The following is a 602-nucleotide window of genomic DNA, read 5'->3' as shown; positions in this document are numbered from 1 at the left end:
GATCAGGCCTTCGACATGAATCTCGAGACCGACCTCTTCGCGGACTTCCCGGTGCAGGGCCTCAACAATCGTCTCACCCTTGTCGATCTTGCCGCCCGGCATCACCCACTGACCGTGAAACGGCTCGATGCCTCGGCGGGTGAGCAGCACGCGCTCACTGTCGTCGATGATGCAGGCGACGACGCTGGTCTTGATCGACTGTTTGTGGAAGTCCATGTAACCCCAGAAGTGCTAAGCGCGAATTGAGAAGTGCGATAAAGCTTCTTCCCGCTTCGCGCCTCGCGTCATGCGCTTCCTATTTTTTTGCTTCCCTCTGCATCGCCGCGATGCGCAGGCGCAGGGCGTTGAGCTTGATGAAGCCTTCGGCGTCGGCCTGGTTGTAGACCTCGTCCGCTTCGAAGGTGGCGAAGTCGACGTTGAACAGGCTGTCGGTGGCCGAGTCGCGGCCGACCACGCGGCAGTGGCCCTTGTACAGCTTGATGCGGGCCTTGCCGTTGACGGTCTGCTGGGTCTGGTCAATCAGCGCCTGCAGGGAGAGGCGCTCGGGAGCGAACCAGAAGCCGTTGTAGACCATGCTGGCGTAGCGCGACACCAGCGAGTCG

The 602-nt window shown here is 61.3% G+C and carries 1 protein-coding gene and 1 pseudogene; both read right to left on the bottom strand.

The genetic code is table 11. The features are described from left to right. The coding region (locus tag ACQY6C_RS14900; protein WP_427970072.1) for an NUDIX domain-containing protein at positions 1-216 on the bottom strand (216 nt) is incomplete at its 3' end. Positions 217-295: 79 nt separating this feature from the next. Then, positions 296-602: pseudogene (locus ACQY6C_RS14895) on the bottom strand (argininosuccinate synthase); the annotation flags it as partial.

The organism is Altererythrobacter sp. (assembly GCF_050299635.1).
GTDB lineage: Bacteria > Pseudomonadota > Alphaproteobacteria > Sphingomonadales > Sphingomonadaceae > Erythrobacter.
The sequence above is the reverse complement of the archived record's forward strand: the minus strand, read 5'-3'. Positions and strand labels throughout refer to the sequence as shown.